Below are 25,900 nucleotides of genomic sequence, written 5' to 3' on the forward strand. Positions count from 1 at the left end.
CATTAGCGCCAATTTTGATGTACGTAAATCAAAAAATCGAACGGGCCGGTTTCCGCGTGGTTTTCCGGCGTGGCCTACCCGATTCGGATCGATCCGACCGGCGATCATTCGCCTGATGACACGACGGCCGGAAAACAGCAACAAAAAGGCCCTCCGAAGAGGGCCTTTTCAAGGGGCGGCAGGCCGGAGGTCAGTGGCCGCCACCGCCTCCCCCGCCTTGCGGCGCGGGTTTCTTGATCATGGCGACACCGAGGATCATCGCCAGGAAAAGCGCGGTCAGGATCAGGAATACGTCGCTGAAGGAGAGAATGATCGCCTGCTTGGTGGCAAGGCCGACCATCTGCTTGACTGCGACCGAGGCGCCATCCATGCCGTAGGTGTTGAAATTGGCGGCCATGTTGTTCATCTGGTCGACCGCCGCCGGATTGCCCCAATCCATATTCTCCCGCAGCCGCTCGTAGTGCACGTCCTGCCGGTTGGTGAGCACGGTGTTGATGACGGCAAGGCCGACGGCGCCGCCGAGGTTTCTGGTCAGGTTGAACAGGCCGGACGCGCCGCGAATGCGCGAAGGCGGCATCGTGCCGAGCGCGATGTTGTTGATCGGCACCATGCACATCATCAGCCCGAAGCCGCGCAGGATCTGCGGGATGAAGAGTTCGTAGAAATCCCAATCCGCCGTCAGATGCATCATGATGAAGGTGCCGGCGGCAAAGCTGACGAAGCCGATCACCATCATCAGGCGCAGGTCCATCTTGGTCGACAGCCGGCCGGCGATCGGCGCGGTGAAGAACATCGCAAGCCCGGAGACGAACATCGTCTCACCGATCATCAGCGAATCATAGCCGCGGATGCGGCCGAGATAGACCGGATAGATATAGGTGAGGCCATAGAGGCCGATACCCATGACGAAGGAGAAGACCGAGCCGAAGGAAAAATTCCGGTTCGCAAAGGCCTTGAGGTCGACGACGGGGAATTCCACCGTGAAGGCGCGATAGAAGAAGATGATCGCGGCAGCGCCGGAAGCGACCGCCGCTATGGTGATCGAGCTGTCGTTGAACCAGTCGTTCGAATTGCCCTCTTCGAGCACATATTCCAGCGCGCCGAGAAAGACGCCCATCGAGATCAGACCCCACCAGTCGAACTTCTTGAAGAGCGACAGTTCCGGTTTGTCGAAATCGATGAAGTTCCAGGTGACGATCGTGACGATGATGCCGGGCACGATGTTGACGAGAAACAGCCAGTGCCAGGAGAAGGCGTGGCTGAGGTAGCCGCCGACGGTCGGGCCGATGGTCGGCGCCAAAGTCGCGATCAGGCCGATGATCGGCGAGACGATGCTGCGCTTCGACGGCGGGAAGATGGTGAAGGCGGCCGCGAAGACCGATGGGATCATGCCGCCGCCGATGAAGCCCTGAATGACGCGGTAGACAATCATCTGGTCGATATTCGTCGCCGTCGCCGCCAGCGCGCTCGCCATGGTGAAGCCGGCAGCCGAGATCGCGAAGAGATAACGCGTCGAGATGATGCGCGCCAGCGTGCCGGATAGCGGGATCATGATCACTTCGGCGATCAGATAAGACGTCTGCACCCAGCCGATCTCGTCGCTGCCGGCCGAAAGGCCGGCCTGGATTTCCGCAAGCGAGGCCGAGACGATCTGGATGTCGAGGATCGACATGAACATGCCGAGCACCATCGCAAAGAAGGCGATGAGCTTCTTCGGGTCCATGCGCTCGTCGGCATGGGCGGGTGCCGCCGGCATCGTCCCCGCCGTTGCTGTCGCGCTGCCGGCCATCAGATCACCTCTGCCTTTCCTGAAGGCTTACTTGCTCGGCGCCGTACGGGTGTCAACGTCGACGACGACGCTCAGGCCCGCGCGCAGACGGCCGCTATCGAGCGCATCCTGCGGCAGCGCGATGCGCACCGGCACGCGCTGGATCACCTTGGTGAAGTTGCCCGTCGCATTTTCCGGCGGCAGCAGCGAAAAGACCGAGCCGGATGCCGGCGAGATCGATTCGACGGTGCCGACGATCGGATGATCGCTATAGGCATCGACATGCACGTTGACCTTCGATCCCGCCACCAGATGCTGGATCTGCGTTTCCTTGAAATTGGCGTCGATATAGAGCTGGCGCACCGGAACGAGCGCCATCAGGCGCTGGCCGGGCGAGACGAGATCGCCTTCCTGGACCGAGCGGTTGCCGACAATGCCGTCATAAGGCGCCTTCAGCACGGTGAAGGAAAGGTCGCGGGCAGCCTTGTCGCGCGAGATCTCGAGCGAACGGACCGAGCCTTCAGCCTCTTTGCGCTGGGCCTGGAGAATGGTGACATTGGCCTGCGCAACCACGATGTTGGCATCGCCGCCGGAAAGATTGGCCTTGGCCTGATCGAGAGCGATGTTGGCGTTGTCGAGATCGGCGGCAGTGCCGACCGACTTCGCCTGAAGCTCGCTCTGGCGCTTCTGGGTGATCTCGGCACCGCGAACGGCCGCTTCGAGTGCCACCTTCTGCGCCCGCGCCTGCACGAGGCTCGCATTGGCGCCTTCGATCTGCGCGTCGATACGCTGCAGCGAAAGCTGTTCGGTGGCGATCTGGGCCTGGGCCTGGTCGAGGGCGTTCTGATAGTCGCCGTTATCAAGCGTGGCAAGCACGTCGCCCGCTTTGACTTCCTGGTTGGCGACAACATTCACCTTCGCGACGTAGCCCGTGACCTTCGGCGAAATCGTTGCAATATCGCCCTCGATATAGGCGTCGTCGGTCGACACCATGAAGCGGCCGTTCGTCCACCATTCATAACCATACCAGCCGCCGCCTGCGAGAAGGGCGAGCACGACGATCGGCAACACCGGGCTGCGGCGTTTCTTCGCAGCCGCAGGTGCGGCGACCGAGGCCGGCGCCGACTGGGCGGGAGTGGAAGGGACTTCGCGGGCTTCCGCCGTCGGAGCTTCCGCAACAGTTGCGACCTCGGCCTTGACCTCTTCGGTCTCGGCGTTTTCGCTGACAATCCGCGCGACATTGCTCTTCTGGTTGCTCGACATGGCCACTTTACCGATCTTGGAGTAAATAATCGAACTGAACGGTTCGGTTCAGTTGACTTAAACCTATTTTACCGTCATATCAAGATGTATAGAACCAATCGGTTCGATTTCTTTTAAAGAAAATACGAAACCGTCAACACGGTTAAGGAGACATGACGCTGAACCCCGACCACGCCGCCGTCTTCAGCCCTCCCGCGCCCGGAGGCCGATTTGCTGCAGGCGAAGATCCGGCCAAGCGCCAGCAGATTCTCGCCGGCGCCAAGCGTGTCTTCATGAAAATGGGTTTCGACGCCGCCAGCATGAACGACGTGACGCGCGAGGCCGGTGTCTCCAAGGGAACGCTCTACGTCTATTTCACCAACAAGGAAGAACTGTTTTCGGCGATGATCGAGGCCGAGCGCGCCGCCTTCGTGGCGGCCGTGCGCACGGCGCTTGCCGAACATGACGATCCCGAAGCCGGCCTGTATGAATTCGGGATAAGCTTCGTCACCCATATGACCGATGAAAAGGTCATCAACGCGATGCGCACCGTTCTCGGCGTTCGCGACCGCATGCCGGTTCTCTGTCAACGCTTCTTCAAGGGTCCGGAAAACCTGCGCACCATCATGCGCGACTTCCTGGAGCGGCACATCGCCGAAGGCAGATTTGAGATCGACGACATCGATCTGGCCGCCGGCCAGTTTCTCGATCTCGCCAGCGGCAGCTTCTTCAAGCTCCGGCTGTTCGGAAGCATGGAAGAACCGCCGTCTCGCGACGAAATCGAGCGCGTCATCCGCGGCGCCATCCGGGTCTTCATGGCCGCCTACGGTGCGCCCCGACACAAGACCGACTGACCGCCCCCTTGACTGCCCGCCTCCATCGGCCAAAAGTCCGCAACTGCGATCAAACCCGGCTGCCGGCTTTTCTTTAAGGAAGAAGCCGCAACCAGGGGAGTGAGGATGAGCGCCGTTGGACGGGCGATCTGGTTCATAGAGAGCCATTTCGAAAGCGATATATCGCTGGAAGAGATATCGGAAGCCGCCGGATTGTCGCGCTACCATCTGTCGCGCGTCTTCGGGCTCGTCACCGGCCACTCGATCAGCAGCTATATCAGAGGGCGGCGCCTCAGCCGCGCCGTGCCGGCCTTGGTCGGCGGTTCATCGACCATTCTCGAGGTTGCGCTTTGCGCGGGCTACGGCTCGCACGAGGCTTTCACCCGTGCCTTCCGCGACCAATTCGGCATGACGCCGGATGCGGTGCGCAGACAGGGACACGCCCGTAACCTTATCTTGCTGGAGCCGATCAGAATGGACCCCGCCCACCTCAACGACCTCGAACCGCCCCGCTTCGAAACCCTTCCGCCGATGCTCTTTGCCGGCCTGCAGGAGATCTATCCCTATGGTGGCAATGCCGCCATCCCCTCCCTCTGGCAGAAGTTCAATGCCCATTTCGGTCATATCCCCGGCCAGAAGGGCAACGTCGCCTATGGCATCTGCACGCATATCACCCGCGAAGCGGAGAAATTCCGCTATATGGCCGCAGCCGAAATCGCCGATGCTGGCGATCTGCCGGCGGATTTTGCAACGCTCAAGCTTCCCGGCCAGCGTTACGTCGTCTTTAGCCATCGCGGCCATGTCTCGGGCATTCCGGGGACGATGAACCGGATTTTTGGCGCATGGTGGCCAACATCCGGCCTGGAGCACGGCGAGATACCCGACATGTTCGAACGCTACGACGAGCGCTTCGATCCCTATACCGGCATGGGCGTCACCGAAATCTGGTTGCCGATCAAGGAATAAAAGTCACATCACTTTCGTATACCCCCTTGCGGCGCTTGTCTGGCAGGCCGGCGTCATTACATTGCGAGCGTCATTTATCCATATGACGCAAAAGGGATATACGCTGATGCAGGAAATCATGACGCTCATTCAGGATCCGGCCGCCTGGGTGGCGCTCATCACGCTGGTGGTGATGGAAGTCGTTCTCGGGATCGACAACCTGATCTTCATTTCCATTCTCACCAACAAACTGCCGCCCGAGCACCGGGAGAAGGCCCGCAAGATCGGCATCGGCCTTGCGCTCGTCATGCGCCTGGCTCTGCTCGGCACCATCGCCTGGATCGTGCAACTGACCGAACCGCTATTTGAAGCCTTCGGCCATGGCTTCTCCTGGAAGGATTTGATCCTGATTGCCGGCGGCCTGTTCCTCGTCTGGAAGGCCACCAAGGAAATCCATCATACCGTCGACCCGGAAGACCATCAGGAGGATTTCATCGCCACGTCGGCAACGACAGGCTTTGCATCGGCTATCGGCCAGATTCTGCTGCTCGACCTGGTCTTCTCCGTCGACAGCATCATCACCGCCGTCGGCATGACGCCGCATCTGCCGATCATGGTGATCGCAGTCGTCGCCGCCGTCACCGTCATGCTGGTTGCGGCGACCCCGCTTGCCAACTTCATCGAGAGGAACCCGACGATCGTCATGCTGGCGCTCGCCTTCCTGCTGATGATCGGCACGACGCTGATCGCCGAAGGCATGGGCTTCCACGTGCCGAAGGGCTACGTCTACGCCGCCATGGCCTTCTCGGCGCTGGTCGAGGTGCTGAACATGTTTGCGCGCAACGGCCGCAAGCGAAAACGCGACGCCGCCCATTGAGGCTTGGGCTGGAGGGCGCGGCCGAACCGCCGCGCCCTCACCCGCCGCCATCAGGCCTTTGCAAACGTGGTTTTTCTTGACGCGCCCGGTTGAATATGGCCTAAGGCCAGCCGAACGGACGATCGGCGGAGAGTGCGGGCGCATGCCCTTTTCCGGCCGGTTTGCCGATGAAGATATCTGCATCCTTCCGGCCGAACGTCGCTTTCCCATGAAAGCCGTCCGGCATTCATTGACGGGCACACACAATGACAGTTTCCGGGACAGCTACCGGCGTCCGCGTCCGCATCGCTCCCTCGCCGACCGGCGAGCCGCATGTCGGCACCGCTTACATCGCTCTCTTCAACTATCTTTTCGCCAAGAAGCATGGCGGCGAGTTCATCCTGCGCATCGAGGATACCGATGCGACGCGCTCGACCCCGGAATTCGAAACGAAGGTGTTGGACGCACTGAAATGGTGCGGGCTGGAATGGAAGGAAGGCCCGGATATCGGCGGCCCCTACGGCCCCTATCGCCAATCCGACCGCAAGGAAATGTACCAGCCTTACGGGCAGGAATTGCTGGACAAGGGCCATGCCTTCCGCTGTTTCTGCACGCCCGCGCGGCTGGAGCAGATGCGCGAAACCCAGCGCGCCGCCGGCAAGCCGCCGAAATATGACGGTCTCTGCCTCAGCCTCACGGCTGAGGAAGTCACCTCACGCATGGCCGCCGGCGAAACGACCGTCATCCGCATGAAGATCCCGGCCGAAGGCTCCTGCGACTTCACGGACGGCGTCTACGGCGATGTTTCCATCCCGTGGGATTCGGTCGACATGCAGGTCCTCATCAAGGCCGACGGCATGCCGACCTATCATATGGCCAACGTCATCGACGACCATCTGATGAAGATCACCCATGTGGCGCGCGGCGAGGAATGGCTGGCTTCGGTGCCGAAGCACATCCTGCTCTATCGCTACTTCGGCTGGGATCAGCCGGTCTTCATGCATCTGTCGCTGATGCGCAATGCCGACAAATCGAAGCTGTCGAAGCGCAAGAACCCGACCTCGATCTCCTATTACTCCGCGCTCGGCTATATCCCGGAAGCGCTGATGAACTTCCTCGGCCTGTTCTTCATCCAGATCGCCGAAGGCGAAGAACTGCTTGAGATAGACGAGCTCTCCGAAAAATTCGACCCGGAAAACCTCTCCAAGGCCGGTGCGATCTTCGACATTCAGAAGCTCGACTGGCTGAACGGCCGCTGGATCCGCGAGAAGCTGTCGGAAGAAGAATTCCAGGCACGCGTGCTGAGCTGGGCGATGGAAAACGATCGTCTGAAGCAAGGCCTGCGGCTGTCGCAGACGCGCATTTCCAAGCTCGGCGAGCTGCCCGATCTCGCCGGCTTCCTGCTGAAGTCCGATCTCGGCCTGCAGCCTTCCGACTTTGCCAAGATCAAGTCGCCGCCGGAGGAGATCCTCGAGATCCTCAACACCGTTCAGCCGGATCTCGAAAAGATCCTGGAATGGAATGTCGAGACGATCGAGGCCGAGCTGCGCGCGATCGCCGACCGCATGGGCAAGAAACTGAAGGTCGTGGTCTCGCCGCTCTTCGTCGCCGTGTCCGGCTCGTCGCGGTCCCTGCCGCTCTTCGATTCCATGGCGATCCTCGGCCGCTCCGTCGTACGCCAGCGCCTGAAGCTCGCCGCACAGGCGGTCGCCGCCCTCGTCGGCTCGAAGTAAGAACAGTCAGAGGATTTCGACAGTGGCTGACAACAAGACCGAAAACACCCTCTCCTCCGACGCGACTGAGGTGCGCGCCCAGAAGCTGAAGCTGCTGCGCGAACAGATCGGCGAGGTCTATCCGGCGCATTTCCATCGGACGATGGGCAATGCCGAGCTGACCGCGAAATACGAGAGCCTGGAGCCGGATACAGAGACGCAGGATGTCGTCACCGTCGCCGGCCGCGTCTATTCCTCGCGCAACTCCGGCATGTTCATGGATATCCATGACGCCTCCGGCAAGATCCAGATCTTCTCGCACAAGGACGTCACCGGCGAGGAGGCCCGCGCCCTGCTGCCGATGATCGACATCGGCGACATCATCGGCGTCACCGGCATCGTCCGCCGCACCAAGCGTGGCGAGCTGACGATCAATGCGCAGAAGATCGAAATGCTGACGAAGTCGCTGCTGCCGATGCCCGAGAAGTGGCACGGCCTCTCCGACATCGAGCTGCGGTACCGCAAGCGCCATCTCGACATCATGACCAACGAGGATTCGAAGCTCCGCTTCCAGCAGCGTTCGAAGATCGTCTCCGGCATTCGCCGCTTCATGGAAAATGACGGCTTCATGGAAGTCGAGACGCCGATGCTGCATTCGGTCTATGGCGGCGCCACCGCCGAGCCGTTCAAGACGCATCACAACACGCTGAAGCTCGACATGTATCTGCGCATCGCGCCGGAACTGTTCTTGAAGCGCACGCTGGTCTCGGGCCTCACCGACAAGGTCTTCGAGATCAACCGGAACTTCCGCAACGAAGGCGTCTCCACCCGGCACAATCCCGAATTCACCATGATGGAGTGCTACTGGGCCTATGCCGATTACGAGGACGTCATGGACCTCGTCGAGCGGCTGTTCGAGACCCTGGCGCTCTCCATTCACGGCACGACGGAATTCGACTTCGGCGACAAGCGGATCTCCTTCAAAGGACCGTTCAAGCGCGTGCCGATGCCCGATGCCGTCAAGGAAGCGACCGGCATCGATTTCCGCGCCATCAAGACCGATGAAGAGGCACGCGCCGCCGCCAAGGCTGCCGGCTTCGCGGTCGAGAAGGATTGGACCTGGGGCGAATGCCTCGCCTTCATCTTCGAGGAAAAGGTTGAATCGACACTGATTCAGCCGTCGCATGTCACGCATTTCCCGAAGGACATCTCGCCCTTCGCCAAGGAAGTGCCGGGCGAGCCGCGCCTCGTCGAACGTTTCGAGACCTATTGCAACGCCTGGGAACTCGGCAACGCCTTCTCGGAACTCAACGATCCCGAAGAGCAGCGCCGCCGCATGGTCGAGCAGCTCGAACAGGCGCATGCCCGCGGCGAGAAGGAAAAGCAACTGGACGAGGAATTCCTCGACGCGATCGATCAGGGCATGCCGCCGGCCGGCGGCCTCGGCATCGGCGTCGACCGCCTCATCATGCTTCTCACCAACGCGCCGTCGATCCGCGACGTCATCCTCTTCCCGGCCCGCCGCAACAAGGCCGACTGACGGAAAAAGACGCAGAGAAACGAAGCGGAGTGCCATTGCATAATTCCTTAAATCGGAATCGATTTACGGATAAAATTATGCAGCGATTCAAAGTGCGACAGCGTCCTTTGCGCGTCTGAAAGACGCGCGGCGCTGTAGCCGGCGCTCCGCTTTTTCATGCCGTTTAATCAGTGTTTCTTGGCAGGCGCGGTTTCCGGCGGCTCTTCGGCCGGGGCCTCCGCCACCACATCGGCGCTCCCGCCCTCTGCGGCAGGCGCGGCTTCGCTTTCGCCCGCCGGTGCGACACCATGGCCGCCGCCGGCAGCCTTCGTTTCCCTGGCTTTTTCCCCGTTCTTCGTCGAGCCAACCGCGACCGGATCGACGCAATCCTCGGGGTCCTTGAAGGCGGCGCTGATCATGGCGACCTCCTCGGACGGCATGTCTATCCGTTCGCCGAAGAACAGCCCGTTTTCGCTGGCCTTGCCGTCATAATAGCGCGCCGTATAGGACTTGTCGTTAAGGCCGGGAACGGTCTGATCGGGATGCGGGATATAGACGACATCGGCGCCAATCGCCCGGCCGCGAATGTCGGCACGCAACGTCGGGCCGTTCTCGTCGAGCACCACCACCTGCACCAGATCCGGCTTCTGCGCGGCATAAACAGCCTGGGCGACACGAAGCGCGGTCCTGACGCGCGTCATCCCGTCGGTCGGTTCGGTCTTGATGTATTTGCGCACCCAGACGTGGTTCTGCTTGCGGATCGTCACCAGGTTGACGTCGCTGCATTCGAGCCCGTAGCCGCCACCAGCAGCACCGATCAGCCTGTCCTTGCCGACATAGACCGCCGCACCGCCGGAAACGCCCGCCAGAAGAGCGACTCCACCGATGATGATTGCCAATTTCCGGGAGGGCCGGAAGATGCGCAGTAAGGCCTTCACGCCAACTGCTCCGCCATCTGAAACTCCAACGCAGGACTAGTGCTGAGAACGCTAAGGAAATGACGTTTCAGAAAGTTTAAGTGGGCGCGCAAAGCCTGCGCCATTTTGGAAAAACACCAAAAAAGGTCCACTTTTTTAGGCCGCTTGCCACGGCCTGTTGCGCCATGCTCTAAACGCCCATGGCCTTCACGCTTCGCCAGGTTCAATATTTCGTCGCCGTCGCCGAACAGGGGTCGGTAACGCGCGCCGCGCAGAACCTTTCGATCTCGCAATCCTCGGTGACGGAAGCGCTGAAGGAGCTCGAAACCGACCTCGGCGTCGAGTTGTTCGAGCGTCATCCGCGCGGCCTGACGATCACCCATAACGGCCACCAGTTCCTGCGCCACGCGACAAAGATCCTGGCCTCCGTCTCCGATGCGCGGACCAGCTTCTCCGGCCAGCAAAGCACCCTTTCCGGCACGCTGAACATCGGCGTCACCTCGCTCGTCGCCGGCTATGTGCTTTCCGACCTGCTGGCGCGATACCGGCGCGCCTGCCCGGGCATCGAGGTCAGCGCCATCGAGGACAATGGCGGTTACCTCGAACATCTCCTGGTCGGCGGCGAACTGGATGTCGCCGTCATGGTGATCTCAAACCTGCGCGACCGCATGGCGCTGCAGGCGGAAATCCTCGAAACCTCCCCCTATCGGCTGTGGCTGCCGATGGGCCATCCGCTGGTGTCGGCCGACATCATCTCGGTCGCCGACATCGCCCGCGAACCGTTGATCATGCTGACGGTCGACGAAATCGAGGAGAATACCGGCAAGCTGCTCTCGGCACTCGGCGCCCGCCCGCATGTCGCCTTCCGCACCCGCTCGGTGGAGGCGGTCCGCAGCCTGGTTGCAACGGGAGCCGGCGTGGCGCTGCTTCCCGATCTCGTCTACCGGCCCTGGTCGCTCGAAGGCGACCGCATCGAGAGCCGCGACGTCTCCGGTTCGCTGCCGGTCGTCCAGGTCGGCATGGTCTGGCGCAAGGGTTCCAGCCTGCCGCAGGCGGCGCGCGATTTCGTCGGCATCGCCGAAAGCCTGCGGTCCGGCCGCATCCGCTGATATCGGAATTTCCGATAACGCCCTTCTGATAAATGAATTTGCGAAAGCGACCTTTTCGCGTCACCTTTTCATCCGGGAACGAACCGCCACAAAAGTGGCACCAGACCGGGAGACGGATGATGACGAATCTCTTGAAATCCTGCACGGCAGCGCTTGCCTGCCTGAGCTTCGCGACGCAGGTGGTCGCCGCCGAACCGCTGAAGGCGCTCGGCAAGGGCGAAGGTGCGGTCAGCATCGTCGCCTGGGCCGGTTATATCGAACGCGGCGAAACCGACAAGAACTATGACTGGGTCACCGATTTCGAAAAGGAGACCGGCTGCAAGGTTTCCGTCAAGACCGCCGCCACCTCGGATGAAATGGTCTCGCTGATGAACGAGGGCGGTTTCGATCTCGTCACGGCGTCCGGCGACGCCTCGCTGCGCCTCATCGCCGGCAAGCGCGTCCAGCCGATCAACACCGATCTGATCCCGAGCTTCAAGACCGTCGACGAGCGCCTGCAGAACGGCCCATGGTACACGGTCGGCGGCGTCCATTACGGCGTGCCCTATCTCTGGGGACCGAACGTGCTGATGTACAATACCGATGCCTTCAAGGACAAGGCGCCGACCAGCTGGAACGTCGTCTTCGAGGAGCAGACGCTGCCCGACGGCAAGTCGAACAAGGGCCGCGTCCAGGCCTATGACGGCGCGATCTATATCGCCGACGCCGCCATGTATCTGATGGCCCACAAGCCGGATCTCGGCATCAAGGATCCCTACGAGTTAAACGAGGACCAGTACAAGGCCGCCCTCGACCTGCTTCGCGGCCAGCGCAAGCTCGTCTCGCGCTACTGGCACGACGCGATGATCCAGATCGACGACTTCAAGAACGAGGGCGTCGTCGCCTCCGGCTCCTGGCCCTTCCAGGTAAACCTGCTGCAGGCCGACAAGCAGAAAATCGCCTCCACCTTCCCGGAGGAAGGCGTCACCGGCTGGGCCGACACCACCATGCTGCATGCCGACAGCGAACATCCGAACTGCGCCTATATGTGGATGGAACATTCGCTGAAGGCCAAGGTCCAGGGCGATGCCGCCGCCTGGTTCGGCGCCGTGCCCTCGGTTCCCGCAGCCTGCAAGGGCAACGAACTGATGGGCGAGGCCGGCTGCGCCACCAACGGCTTCGATCACTTCGACAAGATCAAGTTCTGGAAAACCCCGGTCGCCAAATGCACGACGCAGAGCGAATGCGTGCCCTATCATCGCTGGGTGTCGGATTATATCGGAGTGATCGGCGGGCGATGAACCGGGCCGGTCCGCGTCCATAAAGTCCCCTCCCTACGAGGGGGTCTGAGTGGCGCCGCCGAATCCTGCCGAAACACCAAGGTATTTGCGAAAGGGTACGGCAGGTTAAGCCCCTCCCCCTCGTGGGGAGGGGTTTGGGGCAGGGTCTTTGTTGACCAAGACCGAGCCTCTCACTGAACACACACGACCCGGAGCCCCCATGACGTCAGCTGTCCGTTTCCAGCAGGTATCGCGCCATTTCGGCCAGGTTCGCGCCGTCGACGGCGTCGATCTCGAGATTGCGCCGGGCGAATTCTTCGCCATGCTCGGACCCTCCGGCTCCGGCAAGACGACGTGTTTGAGATTGATAGCCGGCTTTGAGCAGCCGACATCGGGCCATATCCAGATCTTCGGCGAAACGGCCGACGGCGTTCCGCCCTATCGCCGCAACGTCAACACCGTGTTCCAGGACTACGCGCTTTTTCCGCACCTCAATATCCTCGACAATGTCGCCTATGGGCTGATGGTCAAGGGTGTCGGCAAGGCGGAGCGGATGAAGGCGGCGGGCGATGCCCTCGAGCTCGTCAAGCTGCCAGGTTATGGCGGCCGCCGCCCCGGTCAGCTGTCTGGCGGCCAGCGGCAGCGCGTGGCGCTTGCCCGCGCGCTGGTCAACAAGCCGAAGGTGCTGCTGCTCGACGAGCCGCTCGGCGCACTCGACCTGAAGCTGCGCGAGCAGATGCAGGAGGAATTGAAGAGCCTGCAGCGCGCGCTCGGCATCACCTTCGTCTTCGTCACCCACGATCAGGGCGAGGCGCTGTCGATGGCCGATCGCGTCGCCGTCTTCAACGATGGCAATATCGTCCAGCAAGGCACGCCGCAGGATATTTATCGCTGCCCGAAGACCCGTTTCGTCGCCGATTTTGTCGGCTCCTCCAACGTCATCGCGCCTGATCTGATGGCCTTGCTCGGCGGCGAGAAACGCTGGGCGAGCCTGCGTCCCGAGGCGATCCGGCTGACAAGCGACGGCGTCGAGGCGAAAGTCGAAAATGCGAGCTTCCTGGGCGCCGCCACGCGTCTCAGCGTCGATCTCAAGGGCAGCCGGCTGCATGTCATGCTGCCGGCAGGTGCGCTTGTGCCGGATGTCGGAGCCGGCATCCGCCTCGCCTGGCAGCCGGCCGATATCCACTACATGGATGATGCGGCATGACGGCGCTCACCATCTCAGGCGGCAAGACATCGATCCTTCCGGGGCGCGGCGGCTTCTTCGGCCAGTTGTCGGATGCCTTCTGGCGGCACCCGAAGCTGCTGCTTTTCCTGATGCTGACGCCGCCACTGCTCTGGCTCGGCATCATCTATATCGGCTCGCTGATCGCCCTGCTTCTGCAGAGCTTCTTCTCGATCGACGATTTCTCCGGTCTGGTGAATTACGAATTCACCCTCTCGACCTATGCCCAGCTGCTGAATCCTGCGAATTTCGACATCATCATCCGCACCGTCGTCATGGCGGCGCTGGTCACCATCGCTTCCGCCCTGATCGCCTTTCCGATCGCTTATTACGCGGCGCGTTATGCGCAAGGCAAATGGAAGGCGCTCTTCTATCTCGGCGTCATGCTGCCGCTCTGGTCGAGCTATCTCGTCAAGATCTACGCCTGGAAGCTGATCCTCGCCAAGGAAGGCATCCTCACCTGGATCTTCGAAAAACTCCATCTCTCCTGGCTGCTCGACGCCGTCCTTAACCTGCCTGTCGTCGGCGGCAATTCGCTCTCGGTGAGCTACCTCGGCACCTTCATCGTCTTCGTCTATATCTGGCTTCCCTATATGATCCTGCCGACGCAGGCAGCCCTCGAGCGCGTGCCCGGCAACCTGATCGAGGCCTCGGCGGATCTCGGCGCCACGCCACGCCAGACCTTCCGTACCGTGCTGCTGCCCTTGGCACTGCCCGGCATCGTCGCCGGTTCGATCTTCACCTTCTCGCTGACGTTGGGCGATTACATCATCCCGCAGATCATCGGCTCGTCCAGGCTATTCATCGGCCAGGCCGTCTATGCCCAGCAGGGGACAGCCGGCAACGTGCCGCTGGCGGCCGCCTTCTCCATCGTGCCGATCGTCATCATGGCGCTCTACCTGTCGCTCGCCAAGAAGATGGGGGCCTTCGATGCGCTCTGACCTCAAGACATCGCCGCTGCCCCTGAAGATCGCCGCAGCCGTCGGACTGCTCTTCCTGCACCTGCCGATCCTGTTAATCTTCGTCTATGCCTTCACGACGGAGGAAAAGAGCTATCAATGGCCACCGCCGGGTTTGACGCTGCAATGGTTTGCCGTTGCCTGGAACCGGCCGGACGTCTGGTCGGCGCTCAGCCTCTCCGTACAGGTTGCCGTCATCGCCACGGCGATCGCGCTGGTCCTCGGCACGCTCTGTGCGGCGGCCGTCAGTCAGACGAAATTCTTCGGCCGCGAGGCGATCTCGCTGCTGGTCATCCTGCCGATCGCCCTTCCCGGCATCATCACCGGCATTGCGCTGCGCTCCGCCTTCAGCCTGTTCGACATCCCGTTTTCGGTCTGGACCATCGTGCTCGGCCACGCCACTTTCTGCGTGGTCGTCGTCTACAACAATGCCGTCGCCCGCTTCCGCCGCACCTCCGGCTCGCTGATCGAAGCCTCAATGGATCTCGGCGCCGACGGCTTCCAGACCTTCCGCCATATCATCCTGCCGAATATCGGCACCGCCCTTCTTGCCGGCGGCATGCTCGCTTTTGCGCTGTCTTTCGACGAGGTCATCGTCACCACCTTCACCGGCGGCCAGCAATCGACCTTGCCGATCTGGATGCTCGAAGAACTCATCCGCCCACGCCAGCGCCCGGTCACCAACGTGGTCGCCATGGTCGTGGTGCTCGTCACCTTCCTGCCGATCCTGGCAGCCTACTACCTCACCCGCGACGGCGACCAGATCGCCGGCGCCGGCAAATAACAGGGAGAACATCATGGATACCCAAATGCTGATCGGTTCCCGCTTCGAAAAAGGCACGGAGACGGAAGAGCACATCCTGAACCCGAAGACGGGCGAGACGGTGATCGACCTTCCAGAAGCCTCGCTTTCCCAGATCGACGCCGCCGTCGACGCTGCTGAAAAGGCCTTCGCAAGCTGGTCGCAGACGACGCCGGGCGAGCGTTCCGGCTACCTGCTGAAGATCGCCGACGCCATCGAGAAGGATGCGGTCGGCTTCGCGACTCTGGAAGCGCTGAACTGCGGCAAGCCGATCAATGCCGTGCTGAACGACGAAATCCCGGCGATCGTCGATTGTTATCGCTTCTTCGCCGGCGCCGTGCGCAACCTGCACGGCCCGGCCGCCGGCGAATATCTGCCTGGCCACACCTCGATGATCCGCCGCGATCCGATCGGCATCGTCGGCTCCATCGCGCCATGGAACTATCCGCTGATGATGATGGCCTGGAAGCTGGCGCCGGCGATCGCCGGCGGCAACACCGTCGTCTTCAAACCATCGGAACAGACGCCGCTGACGTCGCTGAAAATGGCGAAACTGCTCTCCGAAATCCTTCCCGAAGGCGTCGTCAACGTCATCCTCGGGCGCGGCGAAAGCGTCGGCAACGCCCTGATCAACCATGCCAAGATCGGCATGGTCTCGATAACAGGCGATGTCGCCACCGGCAAGAAGGTGCTGCAGGCCGCCGCCAAGACGGTCAAGCGCACCCATCTGGAACTCGGCGGCAAGGCCCCGGTCATCGTCTTCGACGACGCCGATATCGATGCCGTCGTCGCCGGCATCCGCACCTTCGGCTATTACAATGCCGGTCAGGACTGTACCGCGGCCTGCCGTATCTATGCTGATGCCAGGGTCTACGACAACTTCGTCGCCGATCTCTCCTCGGCCGTCGGAAGCATCCGCTTCAACCAGGCCGACGATACCGAAAACGAGATCGGGCCGCTGATCTCCAGGCGCCAGCGCGACCGCGTCGAAAGCTTCGTCGCCCGCGCTTCCGAACACAAGCACATGGAGATCACCACCGGCGGCAAGGTCTCCGGCGACAAGGGCTTCTTCTTCGCCCCGACGGTCATAGCAGGCGCTCTGCAGGACGATGAGATCGTCCGCCGCGAAGTCTTCGGTCCGGTCGTCTCGATCACCCGTTTCTCCGATGCCGATGATGCCGTTGCCTGGGCAAACGACAGCGATTACGGCCTCGCCTCCTCCGTCTGGACCAAGGATATCGGCCGCGGCATGAGAACCGCCGCCCGCCTGCAATATGGCTGCACCTGGATCAACACCCATTTCATGCTGGTCAACGAGATGCCGCATGGCGGCCTCAAACAGTCGGGCTACGGCAAGGACATGTCGGTCTACGCGCTGGAGGACTACACCGCCGTGCGCCACGTGATGATCAATCACGGCTGATCGGGAGAAGGCAAGGATACGAAATTCGACGTTAGACCCATCAGCAGCACCGGAGGGGCAGGCCGAAGATCAGCGCCATTCCATTCCGACGATCTGGAACATTTTCCCGGTTGCTGCGTCTTCCCAGTCAAAACGCAAAGGATGACGCCATGCTGAAATGGGCTCTGATATTTTTCGTGATTTCGATCGTTGCCGGCTTCTTTGGTTTTTCCGGCGTATCGGCAGCAACCGCGACGATCGCCCGCGTTCTTTTCGGCATCGCGCTGGTGATCTTCCTGATTTTCCTTGTCCTTGCGCTGATGGCCGGGCAGGCGATCTTATAAACGGAAACGAGGCGGCAATGAGCGTGGACGCAGAACATGCCCACGCGCTTTGACTCCACCGGCTATTTCAGATCCGCAAGGAGCGCGTCGGCGCCTTTCCGGACACCGACCATCGAGGCATCCATCGCCGTGAAGCTTGCACCGATATTCATCGCATTCGGATATTGCTTGGTGACATAGGAAGACAGGAGACGATTGCTCGCAGCATCATAGATCTCCACGGCATAGTTCACCGAACCGGTCATCGAGCCTTCTCGGCCGCGGACCGCCTGGACGGTGTTATAAAGTCCGCCGGCGACGTCGATGCGCGTGACCGTTCCGAGCACCGCAGTCGTCGCCTTCGCGCCCGTCAGTGTCAGATGCAATCTGAGCGTTGCCGGAGCAGGCGTACTGACGACGGCAAAGCGCGTCTTCAATTTTTCCGTGAATTGCTGCTGCATGTAATTGGCGAGGAAAATCCTGTCCTTTTCGGAGACCTTGCCGAACTGATTGTCAGGGCCGCTATAGACCGTAACGGGATCTACCATGATCCTGTTGTACTGGCTCCAGTTGACATTCGTCTGATAGCGATATGGCACGCGGCCGGTCTTATCCTCAATGTTCGGTCGAAGCTGTGATGCCGAAGCAAGTCCGGAATACACCGTCGGGTCAGGGGTCGTGCATGCGGCAACGCTCAAGCAGGCGAGCATCAGTGCGGCGCCGATTTTCAAATTTTTTATCAATGGCTTGGCTCCAGCTTTGGAAATGCCGAACGGCATCTGCTGGCACCGGTTTTATGGAATTCGGATGTTGCTGTGTTTGTTATGATATGCGGAAATGTTCGCAAACCGTCTTTGCGACCAAGCAGCGCGACGCGACGCGTGACCACGCCGTCGGCCGGCCGGCAGTCAGTGTGATGAAGAGATCGACGGCGAGCCTTCGGGCTGGATCACCTGAGGAGCGGGCAGATCGATCACGACGACCAGGCCGTGTGGTTTCCCGTCCAACAACGTCAATTGTCCGTTATGCGCTTTGGTGACGATCCCTTGGGCGATCGGAAGACCAAGCCCAAGCCCGGAACCGCCTGCGGCGCCGATCTGCCGCGATTTGTCCCCTTTGAAGAATGGCTCCAGAACCTTCACCTTGAGCTCGTCCGTCAGACCGGGACCATTGTCCCTCACCTCTATCCGGATCCCGCCATCGTCACGGCCTTGCAACTCGATTTCGACCTGCGTTGCGTAACGGGACGCGTTTTCGACCAGATTGGTTATCGCGCGGGTCAGCGCCTGAGGTTTGCAGACAAACGCCAGTCGCCGCGGACCGGTGAACCGCACATCGACGCCGGTGTCGGAGAAATCGGTCGTAATCGTCTGTAGCAGGCTTGAGATATCGACCTTTCGATCGACCGCCCTCACCGATGGATCTTTGAAATAGGCCAGGCACTCGTCGATCATGAAATTCAAAGTGGCGATATCGGCGAGCATCAGGCTGCGAAGTTCCGGCTCTGAGGAACGCTCGGCACGCATCCGCAATCTCGTCAGCGGTGTCCTGAGATCATGACCCACGCCGCTCAGCACTCTTGTTCGATCCTCCGCCATGCTCTGGATGCGATCGCTCATGACGTTGAGCGATTCCGCCAGGCTTCGGATCTCGGCTGCGCCATCCGGTTCGAAAGGCTTTTCCAGGCTGCCTTCCATGCTCGCGCGTTTGGCAGCGGCAGCAAAGCGCCTCAGAGGTTCGGTAATAAGTCGGCTGCTGAAATATGCGAGCAGCACCAACGGAATGACGATTTTCAAAAATCCGCTTGCAGCTGCCGGAACGAACCACAGATAGCTGGGAAAAACCGGCAGTTGAAAGATGAGAGCACACCTGTCGTCAATTCCGACAGTCAGCACGTCTGGATGCGATTGACCCATGACGAAACGATGAAATGCCGCGAAAATATTGTCGGCGAGCAGCGCGTCGATGCGCGCCACGATCTCGCTTGCAGCTATCATCGGCTGTTTGCCGGCAAGCGGCTGATCCAGGGACAATTTTTCGACCCCAACGCCGAGTGCCGCTGCTCTCTTGAGAACCGCGGCTTCGTCCTCGACTGACCTTGCCTGCGCAAATTGCTCGGCGACCATCGCCGCCCTGCCGGCAAACAGGCCGTTTTGAAAGCCGCGATCATGACGGCCGTAGATATAGGGCTCCATCGCGGTCGCCACGACGGAAACCAGCACGACAAGGAAGGTCGCCAATATGAGGATCTGGCTCTGGATCGAAGCGCGCCGGAAATTTCTCACGAGAGACGCTCTACCTTGGATGCGAAAAGATAGCCCCCCAAGCGCACCGTCTTGATGAACGTCGGGTCTTTCAGATTTGGCTCTATCTTTTGCCTGACCCGGCTGATGTGGGCGTCGATGCTGCGTTCCACCGGCCCTGCCGACCCTGCATGTGTCATCGACAAAAGCTGTTCGCGCGTCAGAACCTTATTGGGATTGCAGCAGAAGGCCAGGAGGATATCGAACTCCGCGGTTGTCAGGGAAACCTGCGCGCCGTCCGCGTCGAGAAGTTGACGGCTTTTCGGATCGATGCGCCATCCCGAAAACGTCATAGGCTCAAGTGTTTCCTCGTGATGGTGGGCATATGACGATCTGCGGAGAATGCTCTTGATCCGGGCCAGCAGCTCGCGTGAGTTGAATGGTTTCGTGACATAGTCGTCAGCACCGAGCTCCAGGCCGAGAATGCGGTCGATATCCTCCTGGAGCGCCGTCAGCATCAGGATCGGCACCGAGCGCGACGCGCGAAGCCGCCGGCAGATGCTGAAGCCGTCCTCGCCCGGCAACATCGCGTCGAGGACAATGAGATCGAATTGCTGTCGCGCCATCATCCGATCCATAGCCGCGCCGCTCTCCACCGACGAGGCTTCGAAGCCGCTGGTCCGGACGAGGTCCACCAGCATATCGGCGATCGCGGAATCGTCTTCGACGATGAGGATATGAGCCTGATTGGGAACTGCCATTTCATATGCCATCGTCATTTGCTCTCTTGCCAGGAGTCCTGTCGGCGCGAAATTATCACGTTTCCGCCTTTATCAATCAGGCGGCCTCATCCGCCATCGATCACGGTGGTTAAAATCTCCAATGTCGTGTCGCCAGGCATTTTTCTCCGTACGATATCAGCTGCCACACCGATACGGCTCCGCCTTATCAGGTCTCGTGCAATGCTATGTTCGATAATGTTGCGAAATGTTGCGAACAGGGTTGCCAACGTCGCCGACACGGCGCCCGGTATCAAAACTGCCTTTCGGGATCGCCACTGACTTTCACATGGTCATCTCGGATTGTGCTGTCGATGATAACCGTGGCGACGAAACAGACGCGGATGACCAGCAGACAGAAGAATACCAGCGAGAGGCTCGCCGTCGCATGGTGCTTCAACGCGGAACGCTTGGGGAGCCGGGCGGTGAGTTTATGAAGGGCGTTTCTGGCAAGACGACCGATCGCCACGAGCAGAAACAGTGCCGTAATGATGTACCCGCTTGCCGAGGCCGCCCCCAATAACTGGAACATCAAAAGACACCCGCACCAAGTGAAGACTTCGCGTTTTGGAATGACGCCTTCAAACCGACGAAACCCGATGGAACGACGCCGATGAGATCCGTCCGCAAGGCGCGTGATCGGCCGGGAAGGCGGGGCCGGGTGGTCCGGATCCGGGCCCAGCGAAGTCCGGTTCGGCGGCGATGGGAATTCGGCCACTGTTAATCGGCTCGCTCTGCGCGGGGCGAGGCGCGGCGACTTAGAAGCAGAGATGTGGCGGCACGCCACCGTGATGCCTTCGCCGCGGCTGCAATCACCGTCTCATTGAGAGTTGGCGTTCTTTGGACCGCAGCAATCCTGGCTGTCTTTGACTCCGTGAGCGCCGCGATCCTTCTCAGAAAGGCATCGCTGTCGAATTCTTTCGAGGAAGGAACGGACTTTGCTGTCGGCTGGATGGCATGGAAAAACACCTCCAGATTGATAACCGGTATCGGCTTGATGTTTCGCACCAGGTCGATATCCGCCCGCATCGTTACCGCCAGACAATATCGGTCCGAGCGCAAAGCGTCGAAGAGCTCCGGTACGGAAGACACAGCCGTCGCGGCATATCCGTTCTCATTCAGCTTCGAGACGATATTGCAGGCAGCGCCTTTGCCGAGAAAGACGAGAATTGGCTTTTGCTGGTTGCTTTGCACTGATGACATCACTGGCATACTCCTGACCTGTTGCCAGAAGTTTACCCCGCATCGGCGCTGCTGTTTGTTCGGTTTTATTCGGTTTTATTGCGCCGCGAAGCGCCCGCGAAGTTCAGGCCAAGGGCGACGGACCTCGCTATTTACGACAACGCTGCCCTGAGCCAGGGATGCATCGAGGCCCTCTTTCTGAGCAGCCTGTCGATCGATATCGATCCCGCGCCGGAACCCGAAAGCACGAACATGCCGCCGGCAATCGCCAGGTCCTTCTCGAAATGCAGCAGCTCGTTCTGGCTTTCGAAATTCGTATGGAAGAGCAAGGCGGTCGCCAGGCAGAAGAGCGCCAGCGCCAGTGCGCCAAGCCGGGTGAGGAAACCTGCCGCGACGGAAAAGCCGGCGCAGATCTGAAGGGCGATGGTAGCAAGTGCCACCGGCGCCGACAGCCCCAGTTTTGCGAAAATGTCGATGGTCGCGGTGAGATCTGCCGCAAGGGACCAGCCCTCATGCAGAAAGATCAGAGCCAGCAGAAACCTGCCGAGGAGAAGAACGAAATCGGCCGGCCGGGACCGGCTTGAGGCGCTTTCCATCATACCCTCCGGTTTGAAGAGCAGGCGGCGCGGCCCGCTCATGCCTTCGGCTCCTCAGATCCTCGCAGCCGCTCTGGCAATGCATTATAGCAGACTTGCCCCGACATTGATCGCCAGCGCCAGGATCGTCGTATTGAAGAGGAACGACAGCACGGCATGCAACAGCGTCAGCTTGCGCATGCTGGTCGAACTGACCGCGACATCCGCCGTCTGCGCGGCAACGCCGATAGTGAAGGAGAAATAGAGGAAATCCCAGTAGCCTGGCTCTTCGATCCCGTCGGGAAATTTGAGCCCGCCCTCCTCGTCCGCCCCCCCGTAGAAATAATGGGCATAGTGAATGGTGAAGAGCGTATGCAGGAAGATCCAGGAGATCAGGATCGTCAAAATCGCCGCACTTGCCCGCGCCAGCGCGACGTCAGGTGCTGCCTCCTTGATCGAATGAAGCTCGATGCCGATGCCGGCGATGCTGGCAAGTGCGGCACCGATCGAAAGAGCCAGGAGCACGGTATCGGAGAAGTCGAGATCCGCGGAGCGTTTTCGGATGCTGTCAACCGTCGCCCGCAGCATCTTGCGCCAGCTCAGCGCGACAAAAACGCCGGCGCTGACATTCCAGCCGAACAGGATATTGCCGGCGCTGACTTCGCGCGACGTCACAGCCAGGAAGACCGCCAGTCCGGCAAGGGTGGCGATGATGAAGCTCGCATGCTTGTAGACAAATGCCGCAAGCGAATTCGTCCTTTCCTCATCCGCCATATCGGTCTCCGACAGCATATGCCCTTGATAACAGCACGAAAAAGGCGCGCCTGCCAGCCGGCAGCCGCGCCTCCGATTGCATGCCGTGCCGATCAGGCGGCGGCGAGCTGCAGTTCCTTCTGCACCATGGTCCGCAACGTCCCCAGATCCTTGGCGAAGGCGCGAATGCCTTCGGCGAGTTTTTCCGTCGCCATCGCATCTTCGTTCATCAGCCAGCGGAAGGTCTTCTCGTCGACGGTGATCTTCGCAGCCGGCTTGATGATCTCGGGCGAAAGCTTGCGCTCGAGCTTGCCTTCGTCCTTGGAGAGTTCGTCGAGCAGGTTCGGAGCGATCGTCAGGCGGTCGCAACCAGCCAGCGCTTCGATTTCGCCAGCGCTGCGGAACGAAGCACCCATGACGATCGTCTTGATGTCGTTGGCCTTGTAATAATTGTAAATGTCGCGAACCGAAATGACGCCCGGGTCTTCCTCAGGCGTGTAATCCTTGCCCGTCGACTTCTTGTACCAGTCGAGGATACGGCCGACGAAGGGCGAGATCAGGAACACCTTGGCGTCGGCGCAGGCAACGGCCTGTGCCTTCGAGAAGAGAAGCGTCAGATTGCAATCGATGCCTTCCTTCTGCAGCACTTCGGCAGCGCGTATGCCTTCCCAGGTGGAGGCGAGCTTGATCAGGATGCGATCCTTCTCGATGCCGCGTTCCTTGTACCCGGCGATGATGCTGTGAGCCTTGTCGATCGAAGCTTGGGTATCGAAAGAAAGGTCGGCATCGACTTCGGTCGATACGCGTCCCGGAACAAGCTTGGAAAGCGCAGCGCCGACGGAGATGGCGAGGCGATCGGCGACGGCGGATGAAACGGCTTCGGGATTGCCGCCCTGCTTCTTGCCCCAGGCGACGGCTTCCTTGATGGCGTCGGCGAACATGGGCGTGCCGAGAGCCTTCAGCACGATGCTTGGGTTCGTCGTGCAATCAACCGGCTTCAGGCGGGCGACGGCCTCGATGTCGCCGGTATCGGCGACGACGGTGGTAATCTCGCGAAGTTGGTCAAGCTTGGATGTCATGGTCAATAATCCTTGTTGAACTTGGGCTGCGACCGGCGCGAGTTCCGCCCGGCAAAGGTGATCTACCGACAGGTTGTTTGCATGCTGCAGGCGAAAATGCGCGCATCCGTCACGGATGATTCATAAACGTGAAGGACAGTCGCCGTGTTCCGGCCACCAACGAACGACGGCTCGAACGCAAGCGATGCCGCCTGCGGCTGGAAGGCCGGTCGTGACTTTCGGCATGCCCGCACTATGTCCTCCTCGACGGACAAGAACGACTTGTGTCACCCGGACTATCGCCATTCGCCCAAGGAAAAGTCAAGGACATTTGTGCATTTCAATTGACATAAGTGTCACACCCGTCATTATCCCCCCAACGAAAGCGTCGTTACGGCCTTTCATCCCATGAGGGATTGAGGGAAGGATCCTGCGGGGGAGATGTGGTCAAGCTCAAACGCGGCACGCACACGGCCTATTCCGAAGCATCCTCGCTGCGGCTGAGGGCGGCATGGCTCTATTATAACGAGGGCCTCACCCAGAAAGACGTGGCCGAACAGCTCGGCATCAGCCGCACCACCGTGATCCGCCTGCTCGACGAGGCGATGAAACGCAGCGAAGTCCAGATCTGGATCAACGATTCGATCGGCGATTGCGTTGAACTTTCGGTGAAGCTGGAGCGCGCCTACGGCCTCGACGAGGCGATCGTCGTACCCGCACCGATCAGCTGTGATGTGAATTCGCTGGCGAAAAATGTCGGCCTGGCGCTTGGCCAGTTCCTCTCCGAAGCCATTCCCGACGACTATACGATCGGCGTCGGCTGGGGCCGCACCATGACCGCCTCGCTGTCAAGCTTCCGGCCGCCGCGCCGCACCAATTGCAAGGTCGTGTCGCTGCTTGGCGGCATCGTCGCCGTGCACCAGACCAACCCGATCGACTACACATGGCGGCTGGCAAATCAGCTCGGCGCCGAATGTTATATGTTCCTGGCGCCGCTTCTCGTCGATTCCATCGAGACCAAGCGCAATCTGATCGAAAAATGCGGGCTGGACACGATCTACCGTCTCGCCGAAAACCTCGATTTGGCGATCGTCAGCTGCGGCGATATCGGCCCGCATTCGACCTCGCTATCGGAGGGCTGGATCTCCAAGGCCGAGTTGCAGGAATTGATCGATGCCGGCTGCGTCTGCGACACCATGTTCAACTTCCTCGACAAGGACGGCAATTCGGTCGACCACTCGATCAACCGGCGCGTCATGTCCGTCGATCTCGACACGCTGAAGGAGGCCAAACACATCGTGCTCTCTTCCGGCGGCGCTCATCGGGCCGTGGCGATCCGCGCCACGATCAAGCGCATCGGCTGCAACACGCTGATCACCGACGAAAGGGCTGCACGGGCATTGCTGGAACTGGCGGAGACATCACCGTCTGCTCCCTCTCCCCAGTGGGAAGAAGTGCCGGAGCGATAGCGAGCGGAGCAAGGCGAATGGGTCGGAGATTGAACGGCCCGCCGCTCCGCCCCGGGAAACGCCATCAGGCGTGCGCCGATTCCCAGCCGAGCATCGCCCGTTTGCGGGTGAGGCCCCAATGATAGCCCGTCAATGCGCCGTTCTTGCCGAGCGCCCGATGGCAGGGGACCACGAAGGAGATCGGGTTTGCCCCGACCGCCGCACCGACGGCGCGCTGCGCCGTCGGCCGGCCGATATCGTTGGCGATATCGGAATAGGTCACGGCCTTGCCGAACGGGATCTTCAGCAGGCTCTGCCAGACGCGCACCTGGAAATCCGTGCCGATCAGCACGACGCGCAGCGGCTGCTCCGAGGACCATTTGCCGGGTTCGAAGATGCGAGCGGCATAGGGAACCGTCGCCTGCAGATCTTCGACATAACAGGCGTTCGGCCAGCGGCAGGTCATATCCTCGAGGCAGGCCTTCTCGTCGCCGGAATCGCTGAAGGCGAGGCCGGCGAGGCCGCGGTCGGTCACCATGATCAGCGCGACACCGAAGGGGCAGATGTGAAAGCCGTAGCGGATGGTGAGACCGCCACCCTTGGCCTTCCATTCGCCGGGTGACATCGCCTCATGGGTGACGAAAAGATCGTGCAGGCGGCTCGGCCCGGAGAGGCCGACCTCGATCGACGTCTCGAGCAGCGGCATGTCTTCGCTGCGCAGCAGCCGCTTGGCATGGTCGAGCGTCACCGCCTGCAGGAAGCCCTTGGGCGACAGGCCGGCCCAGCGGGTGAAGGTCTTCTGCAGCTGGGTCGGCGACTGGTTGAGCCGCGCCGCGATCGCCTCCAGCGAAGGCTGATCGCGGTAATCCTCGGTGATGAGTTCGATGACCCGACGGACAATGTCATAATCAGGGCCGTCAGGCGTGATGTCTGTCTGTAGGTTGGCAATCATATTCATCGTCTTTCTCCTTGTCACAAGGAGATAGTCAAT

At 60.8% G+C, this 25,900-nt stretch carries 25 protein-coding genes; 13 read left to right on the plus strand and 12 right to left on the minus strand.

Features of this window, described 5'->3' with window-relative positions; translation table 11 throughout:
- Positions 1-190 precede the first annotated feature (190 nt).
- Both FHT79_RS22660 and FHT79_RS22665 read right to left on the minus strand, forming a co-directional pair.
- A complete protein-coding gene (locus FHT79_RS22660) occupies positions 191-1,789 on the minus strand; it encodes a DHA2 family efflux MFS transporter permease subunit (protein ID WP_047616274.1) in 1,599 nt (532 codons plus the stop codon).
- Positions 1,790-1,816: 27 nt separating this feature from the next.
- Entirely contained in the window at positions 1,817-3,031 is a 1,215-nt protein-coding gene (locus FHT79_RS22665; RefSeq protein WP_183904151.1) for an HlyD family secretion protein, read from the minus strand.
- Positions 3,032-3,183: 152 nt separating this feature from the next.
- On the opposite strand from FHT79_RS22665, the gene FHT79_RS22670 reads away from it, so the two are divergent.
- The 5 genes from FHT79_RS22670 (at position 3,184) to lysS (ending at position 8,896) form a co-directional block, all read left to right on the plus strand.
- Positions 3,184-3,864 (plus strand): TetR/AcrR family transcriptional regulator, encoded by a 681-nt coding sequence (locus FHT79_RS22670; protein ID WP_047616269.1) that lies wholly within the window; start codon positions 3,184-3,186, stop codon positions 3,862-3,864.
- A 105-nt stretch (positions 3,865-3,969) separates the two neighbouring features.
- Positions 3,970-4,809 carry an AraC family transcriptional regulator gene (locus FHT79_RS22675; protein WP_183904152.1) on the plus strand — a complete coding sequence of 280 codons (840 nt, stop codon included), beginning with the start codon at positions 3,970-3,972 and terminating at the stop codon, positions 4,807-4,809.
- Between the two features lie 106 nt (positions 4,810-4,915).
- Positions 4,916-5,665: a TerC family protein gene (locus FHT79_RS22680; RefSeq protein ID WP_183904153.1), complete on the plus strand. Its 750-nt coding sequence runs from the start codon at positions 4,916-4,918 to the stop codon at positions 5,663-5,665.
- A 245-nt stretch (positions 5,666-5,910) separates the two neighbouring features.
- Positions 5,911-7,377 (plus strand): glutamate--tRNA ligase, encoded by a 1,467-nt coding sequence (gltX, locus tag FHT79_RS22685; protein ID WP_183904154.1) that lies wholly within the window; start codon positions 5,911-5,913, stop codon positions 7,375-7,377.
- A 22-nt stretch (positions 7,378-7,399) separates the two neighbouring features.
- Positions 7,400-8,896 carry a lysine--tRNA ligase gene (gene lysS / locus FHT79_RS22690; RefSeq protein WP_063475288.1) on the plus strand — a complete coding sequence of 499 codons (1,497 nt, stop codon included), beginning with the start codon at positions 7,400-7,402 and terminating at the stop codon, positions 8,894-8,896.
- Between the two features lie 167 nt (positions 8,897-9,063).
- On the opposite strand, the gene FHT79_RS22695 is transcribed toward lysS, so the two are convergent.
- A complete protein-coding gene (locus FHT79_RS22695; RefSeq protein WP_183904155.1) occupies positions 9,064-9,813 on the minus strand; it encodes a hypothetical protein in 750 nt (249 codons plus the stop codon).
- 179 nt (positions 9,814-9,992) lie between these two features.
- Here FHT79_RS22695 and FHT79_RS22700 point away from each other — a divergent pair, with 179 nt between their 5' ends.
- The 7 genes from FHT79_RS22700 to FHT79_RS22730 all read left to right on the plus strand — a co-directional run bounded on the left by FHT79_RS22700 (position 9,993) and on the right by FHT79_RS22730 (position 16,892).
- Positions 9,993-10,901, plus strand: coding sequence for a LysR family transcriptional regulator (locus tag FHT79_RS22700; protein WP_047616258.1), 909 nt, complete (start codon positions 9,993-9,995; stop codon positions 10,899-10,901).
- 119 nt (positions 10,902-11,020) lie between these two features.
- Positions 11,021-12,181: an ABC transporter substrate-binding protein gene (locus FHT79_RS22705; RefSeq protein ID WP_183904156.1), complete on the plus strand. Its 1,161-nt coding sequence runs from the start codon at positions 11,021-11,023 to the stop codon at positions 12,179-12,181.
- Between the two features lie 199 nt (positions 12,182-12,380).
- On the plus strand, positions 12,381-13,367 hold the full coding sequence (locus FHT79_RS22710; RefSeq protein WP_183904157.1) for an ABC transporter ATP-binding protein: 987 nt from the start codon (positions 12,381-12,383) through the stop codon (positions 13,365-13,367).
- The gene (locus FHT79_RS22715) at positions 13,364-14,326 is read left to right on the plus strand and encodes an ABC transporter permease (protein ID WP_183904158.1); all 963 of its coding nucleotides are present in this window, start codon (positions 13,364-13,366) and stop codon (positions 14,324-14,326) included. The genes FHT79_RS22710 and FHT79_RS22715 overlap by 4 nt, the downstream gene beginning before the upstream one ends.
- The gene (locus FHT79_RS22720) at positions 14,316-15,128 is read left to right on the plus strand and encodes an ABC transporter permease (RefSeq protein WP_183904159.1); all 813 of its coding nucleotides are present in this window, start codon (positions 14,316-14,318) and stop codon (positions 15,126-15,128) included. Before FHT79_RS22715 ends, FHT79_RS22720 begins: the two co-directional genes overlap by 11 nt.
- A 13-nt stretch (positions 15,129-15,141) precedes the next feature.
- The gene (locus FHT79_RS22725) at positions 15,142-16,569 is read left to right on the plus strand and encodes a gamma-aminobutyraldehyde dehydrogenase (protein ID WP_097595189.1); all 1,428 of its coding nucleotides are present in this window, start codon (positions 15,142-15,144) and stop codon (positions 16,567-16,569) included.
- Between the two features lie 149 nt (positions 16,570-16,718).
- Positions 16,719-16,892, plus strand: coding sequence for a DUF1328 domain-containing protein (locus FHT79_RS22730; RefSeq protein WP_003566688.1), 174 nt, complete (start codon positions 16,719-16,721; stop codon positions 16,890-16,892).
- A gap of 62 nt (positions 16,893-16,954) precedes the next feature.
- Here FHT79_RS22730 and FHT79_RS22735 read toward each other — a convergent pair whose 3' ends face one another.
- The 8 genes from FHT79_RS22735 to tal form a co-directional block, all read right to left on the minus strand.
- On the minus strand, positions 16,955-17,614 hold the full coding sequence (locus FHT79_RS22735; protein WP_183904160.1) for a DUF3313 domain-containing protein: 660 nt from the start codon (positions 17,612-17,614) through the stop codon (positions 16,955-16,957).
- Between the two features lie 165 nt (positions 17,615-17,779).
- Positions 17,780-19,156, minus strand: coding sequence for an ATP-binding protein (locus FHT79_RS22740; protein ID WP_183904161.1), 1,377 nt, complete (start codon positions 19,154-19,156; stop codon positions 17,780-17,782).
- Positions 19,153-19,893 carry a response regulator transcription factor gene (locus tag FHT79_RS22745; RefSeq protein WP_183904162.1) on the minus strand — a complete coding sequence of 247 codons (741 nt, stop codon included), beginning with the start codon at positions 19,891-19,893 and terminating at the stop codon, positions 19,153-19,155. Before FHT79_RS22745 ends, FHT79_RS22740 begins: the two co-directional genes overlap by 4 nt.
- Positions 19,894-20,146: 253 nt before the next feature.
- Positions 20,147-20,425: a hypothetical protein gene (locus FHT79_RS22750; protein WP_183904163.1), complete on the minus strand. Its 279-nt coding sequence runs from the start codon at positions 20,423-20,425 to the stop codon at positions 20,147-20,149.
- 188 nt (positions 20,426-20,613) lie between these two features.
- Positions 20,614-21,105, minus strand: a complete 492-nt coding sequence (locus FHT79_RS22755) for a hypothetical protein (RefSeq protein WP_183904164.1) — start codon at positions 21,103-21,105, stop codon at positions 20,614-20,616.
- Between the two features lie 122 nt (positions 21,106-21,227).
- The gene (locus tag FHT79_RS22760; protein WP_183904191.1) at positions 21,228-21,674 is read right to left on the minus strand and encodes a DoxX family protein; all 447 of its coding nucleotides are present in this window, start codon (positions 21,672-21,674) and stop codon (positions 21,228-21,230) included.
- 81 nt (positions 21,675-21,755) lie between these two features.
- Complete coding sequence (locus FHT79_RS22765) at positions 21,756-22,424, minus strand: DUF1345 domain-containing protein (RefSeq protein WP_183904165.1); 669 nt, start codon at positions 22,422-22,424, stop codon at positions 21,756-21,758.
- A gap of 92 nt (positions 22,425-22,516) precedes the next feature.
- Complete coding sequence (gene tal, locus FHT79_RS22770) at positions 22,517-23,482, minus strand: transaldolase (RefSeq protein ID WP_047616243.1); 966 nt, start codon at positions 23,480-23,482, stop codon at positions 22,517-22,519.
- Positions 23,483-23,904: 422 nt separating this feature from the next.
- Here tal and FHT79_RS22775 point away from each other — a divergent pair, with 422 nt between their 5' ends.
- Positions 23,905-24,930: a sugar-binding transcriptional regulator gene (locus tag FHT79_RS22775; RefSeq protein WP_047616241.1), complete on the plus strand. Its 1,026-nt coding sequence runs from the start codon at positions 23,905-23,907 to the stop codon at positions 24,928-24,930.
- A 64-nt stretch (positions 24,931-24,994) separates the two neighbouring features.
- Here the strand turns inward: FHT79_RS22775 and FHT79_RS22780 are convergent, their stop codons facing one another.
- Complete coding sequence (locus FHT79_RS22780) at positions 24,995-25,867, minus strand: bifunctional helix-turn-helix domain-containing protein/methylated-DNA--[protein]-cysteine S-methyltransferase (RefSeq protein ID WP_183904166.1); 873 nt, start codon at positions 25,865-25,867, stop codon at positions 24,995-24,997.
- Positions 25,868-25,900 lie beyond the last annotated feature (33 nt).

Origin of the sequence: Rhizobium sp. BK212 (genome assembly GCF_014197475.1) — a bacterium.
Classification (GTDB): domain Bacteria; phylum Pseudomonadota; class Alphaproteobacteria; order Rhizobiales; family Rhizobiaceae; genus Rhizobium; species Rhizobium anhuiense.